At 66.0% G+C, this 4,583-nt stretch carries 3 protein-coding genes; 2 read left to right on the forward strand and 1 reads right to left on the reverse strand.

Features of this window, described 5'->3' with window-relative positions; translation table 11 throughout:
• Positions 1-143 precede the first annotated feature (143 nt).
• Positions 144-1,397, forward strand: a complete 1,254-nt coding sequence (locus ABZ904_RS50615) for an IS4 family transposase (protein ID WP_361831036.1) — start codon at positions 144-146, stop codon at positions 1,395-1,397.
• Positions 1,398-1,564: 167 nt separating this feature from the next.
• Here ABZ904_RS50615 and ABZ904_RS50620 read toward each other — a convergent pair whose 3' ends face one another.
• Positions 1,565-2,701 carry an FAD-dependent monooxygenase gene (locus ABZ904_RS50620; protein WP_361004954.1) on the reverse strand — a complete coding sequence of 379 codons (1,137 nt, stop codon included), beginning with the start codon at positions 2,699-2,701 and terminating at the stop codon, positions 1,565-1,567.
• Between the two features lie 1,058 nt (positions 2,702-3,759).
• Between ABZ904_RS50620 and ABZ904_RS50625 the strand changes: the two genes are divergently transcribed.
• The gene (locus ABZ904_RS50625; protein ID WP_359411385.1) at positions 3,760-4,332 is read left to right on the forward strand and encodes a TetR/AcrR family transcriptional regulator; all 573 of its coding nucleotides are present in this window, start codon (positions 3,760-3,762) and stop codon (positions 4,330-4,332) included.
• Positions 4,333-4,583: the final 251 nt, after the last annotated feature.

A 4,583-nucleotide genomic window follows, 5' to 3' on the forward strand; every position in this document is an offset into this window, starting at 1 on the left:
GAGATACGCCGCCTCATCGGCCACCTCCTCCACCCCGTCCACCTCACGATCCACCATCATCTGAGCTGGTCACGCTGGCGAAGACTCAGCCAGAATCGCGCCCGCGACAGTCACTACAAACGCCGCGGACACACCCCTTAACTGTGATTGCAGTACTAGCCGAGTCCGGCGGGACCCAGCAGCGGATACGGGACTTGCCTTCGCGTGTGGTGGTGTACCTGCTGCTGGCCGGGTCCCTGTTTCCCGGGATCGGCTGGAAGCAGGTATGGCGGCGGCTGACGGCCGGCCTGGAAGGACTGGCGATAGCGAGTCCGACGGCCGGCGCACTGGCGCAGGCCCGTAGGCGGGTCGGGGCCCGGCCGCTGCGTGGCCTGTTCGACCTGCTGCGCGGACCGGCCGCGGGAATCGGCATAGCGGGCACGCGGTGGCGGGGCCTGCTCGTCTGCGCGATCGACGGCACGCTGATGGCGGTGCCCGACAGCCCGGCGAACCAGAGCGAGTTCATCAAGCACCGCAGCAACAACGGCGGGGCGGGGTACCCCTCGCTCCGTCTGCTGGTCCTGGTGTCCTGTGGCACCCGTACTGTCCTGGATGCGGTATTCGGGCCGACCACGAACGGAGAAACGTCTTATGCCCCGCGTCTGGTCCGCAGCCTGTGCGAAGGCATGATCGTGCTGCTGGACCGCAACTTTGCCGTCCAGGCCCTGGTTGAGGCGATCACGCGTACGGGCGCTCATGTCCTCGTCCGTGTGAAAGAGAACCGCAGACTGCCGGTTCTGAAACGTTTCCCCGACGGCTCCTGCCTGTCCAGACTGGGAGGCGTCCCGGTTCGCGTCGTCGACTGCGAGATCACCGTAGGCACCTCTCAGGGGCGCCGCACCGGCTCCTACCGGCTCGTCACGACCCTGACTGACCCCCACGCTCACCCCGCAGCCGAGCTGATCAGGCTTTACCACGAACGATGGGAGGTCGAGACCTCCTACCTGGAGATCAAGTCCACCATTCTCGGCGGCAGGGTCCTTCGCGCCCGGACCCCTGCCGGCGTCGCCCAGGAAGTCTTCGCGCTGCTGGTCACCTACCAGGTCCTACGACTGGGCATGGCGGATGCCACCGCTACCCAGCCAGGTGCCGACCCCGACCGTGCCAGCTTCTCCATCGCCCTGAACACCTCCCGCGACCTGCTCATACAGGCTGCGAGCGTCATCAAAACGACTGTCGACCTCGTCGGCACCATCGGCCGTCGGGTCCTGGCCGACCTCATGTCCGACCAGCGCATCCGCACCCGCCCACGCGTCGTCAAACGCGCCATCTCGAGATACAACGCCAAGGGCATCGTCGACCGAACCACCTACAAGGCCACGATCAGCATGGGCATCCTGACTACCCGCACCCCTTGACACCCAGACATCCACCACTAACTACACGGCATTGGTACTAGCCTCCTGAACAGCGAAGTTATTACCGCATGAGCAAGGATTGACTCACCATCATGGCTACGTCGTCGCGCAGGACCGCGTCGGCAGGAGATCTGCAATGCGGCGTCGAAGGCCCATACCTCCACTGTCTACCCGTCACGGCTTCCCTGCTGATCAAGTCCGGACGGGCAGGGTAGTCGGCCAGTTTGACGTGACTGGTCGTCTTTTCCTTCTCCTCGCCGGCGGGCGAGGTACCAACGTCGGCCAGTGGCAAAGGCGCGCCGTGCCGTGCGTACGGCAGCGATCTGGGTGGCAAGGTGCAGTTGGTGGTGCCAGGGGCTCTGGCCGCCGTGGCGTACCGACATGGCGTGCGCGAACGCCACAGCGTCGCGGTCGATGTACTGGTCCAAGTGCTCGAACCACGCCATGCTCGTACGCGAGGCCGCCTGCACCGGATGGAGTTCCGCGCGGCGATGGCGGTCGTACTCCCGCAGGGCGTCCTGCACGTCAAGGTATTTCTGCAGGCTGTGTGCGAGGACGATCGCGTCGATGATCGCCAGTCTGGTGCCCGACCCCAGCGTGAAGTGGGTGGTGTGGGCAGCGTCGCCGACGAGCACCGTCGTGCCGTGGTACCAGGTCTTGTTGGTCACGTGCGCGAAGCGCTGCCAGTGCGCCGGTGCGCCCCGTGATCGACTGATCAAGCGGTGGCCGTCGAGCGCGCGCTTGAACGTGTCCTCCAGCAGTCGCACTCCCTGGTCGCGGCCGAGCACGTCGAGTCCCAGACTGTGCCAGGTCTGCGGTGAGCATTCGACGATGCAGGTGCTGATTCCCGCGACCGAAGGGTAGGCGTGAAACCAGATCCATCCGGCGGACGTCTGCTCGAAGCTGAACACGAAGCTGCGGAACGCCTGGTCCGTGCCGAGCCAGATGTAGGGATTGAGACCGATTTCAATGCGGGTTCCGAACGCTGCGCTCTGTCCCCGGATCCCGCTGGTCGCTCCGTCGGCGGCAACGAGAAGGTCCGCTTCGGGAAGCGTCGAGTGATCTGCAACGCGGTGGCCATACTGGACGTCGACGCCGAGCTGCGAGGCACGCCGGGCCAGGACGTCGAGCAATGCAGATCGGCTGATGCTGTATCCGTAACCCCCGAAGTGCGCCGTCTGCTCGCCGCCCGAGCCGTGCACACGCACCTCCTGGTCCTGCCACAGCACGGACCTGGCGGTGACCTCCTGCGCGCTTTCCGGATCGTTGCCATAGAGGACGTCCAACAGGTCGTCCCAGTACACGACGCCCCAGCCGTAGGTGGCCGCGGGCGGGTCACGGTCATACACGGTGATCTCGTGCCCGGCATCGCGCAACTTGGCCGAGATCGCGAAGTACAGTCCCGCAGGCCCCGCACCGACGCACACGATCCTCACCGCTACCCACCGCCCCGACGATCAGTCGGATGAGACGCCTGTCGCTTCAGACGGGTCCGGATGCCCGAGGTGTCCGGGCATCCGGATTCGGCACTCACGAAACTGCCGGACGTTGATCGCGAGCTCACCGCGCTGGAGCGTCAGTAGCCGTGCCCGCCACCGCCGCGGTCTCCCCAACCCCAGCCGTCACCGGAGTGGCCGCGGTCTCCCCAACCCCAGCCGTCACCGGAGTGGCCGCGGTCTCCCCAACCCCAGCCGTCACCGGAGTGGCCGTAGTCTCCTCAACCCCAGCCGCCACCGTTTCCCCAACCCCAGCCGCCACCGTTGCCCCAACCCCAGCCGCCACCGTCTCCCCAACCCCAGCCCCAGCCGTCACCGTGGGAGAGGCGATCTCCCAGGCTCGTGCTGTAGTCCGAAGCGACATGGGACGACGGGGGGGAGACGGCCGCGCTGGCAGCGCCGGCTCCGGCCGCGATGGCAAAGATGGGTGCCGTGCAGATCACAGCGGCTATCCGCCGCATCCTGCTCGTAGTTGCGCGCATGATGTCCCCCTTCCGGGGGGTCGCAACAGGGATCTCGGGCGCTCAGGGGGAACGCCCATAGGCGCCAGATCCTGCGCGCGGGTCTGACGCGTGGTGATCCACCCGCCGGACCTGCTGAACCACGTCCCAGCATTTTCCAAGCAGGCTTGCGGATCTTACTATTGAGTACAAGACGGAGCATACAGTACGAAACGCACCGTTTCGCCAATATAGGGCCACTTTTCCGGCAAAATCAATGGGTTCCAGTGGCTCTCACAAGGGAGACATGCGGTGGACACTCCCAGGAGGCAAGACGACCGCCAGAGCACTGTGGCTCCTGAGTACGCCCAACCCGACCACATCGCGCCTGACTCGCGTCGGCGTCGCCGGGAATCTCACGAAGCCGTGCTCCGAGCCACGAAAGACCTCCTCGGCGAGGTCGGATACCAGCGGCTAACCTTCGAAGGCATCGCCCGGCGCGCCGGAGTCAGCAAGGCCACCATCTATCGGTGGTGGCCGAACAAGGCCGCACTCGTGATCGAGGCCCTCAGCGGGGAAGTCCCCCTGCCTCCCATCCACGAGACCGGCGACCTCGAAGCCGACCTCCGTACGGCCGTCCGTCTCACTATCGAGCTCGTCTCCGCCATGCCCACTTGCCTGATCCTCCCGGCGCTTCTCGCCGACGTGATCGAGGATCCCACCGGCACCGGAGCCTTCGCCGAACTCATCGAACCCCGCCGCGCGTCGGTCGAGAACCTGCTGGAGCGGGCCCGCCTCGAAGGCCGGTTGCCGCCGGACACCGATACCTCACTGATGGTCGACATTTACTCCGGAACCGTCGTGTACCTGGCCGCGGTGAACCACATACCGCCGGGCGAGGCGGTGGTGGACCAACTCGTCAGCCTCCTCTTGCACGGCCACCTCCCGGTCTCGAAGGGACCCGCCCCCGCAGACCGGGAAGGATCGCCAGGCGCGTGAGTCGGCCGCGCAGAAGTCGCCCCCTGCTGGGAGATCCCTGTCGATGGCGCCGTAGGCCGTACTGAGCACTCATAGCGAGGGACGCCGCCGCGGTCTGCGGGATGACCTCATTCAGCGCCACCCAGGGACATAGACCCCAGTGAACTGACGGCGTATCTAGCCTCGCGCTTTCACGAGGTGGGCTGTCCGATGACTGATCAAATAAGCGAGGAGTACCTCTGACCTGCGACGATGGGACTTGTCTAGGGTCC

Origin of the sequence: Streptomyces sp. NPDC046900 (genome assembly GCF_040644975.1) — a bacterium.
GTDB lineage: Bacteria > Actinomycetota > Actinomycetes > Streptomycetales > Streptomycetaceae > Streptomyces.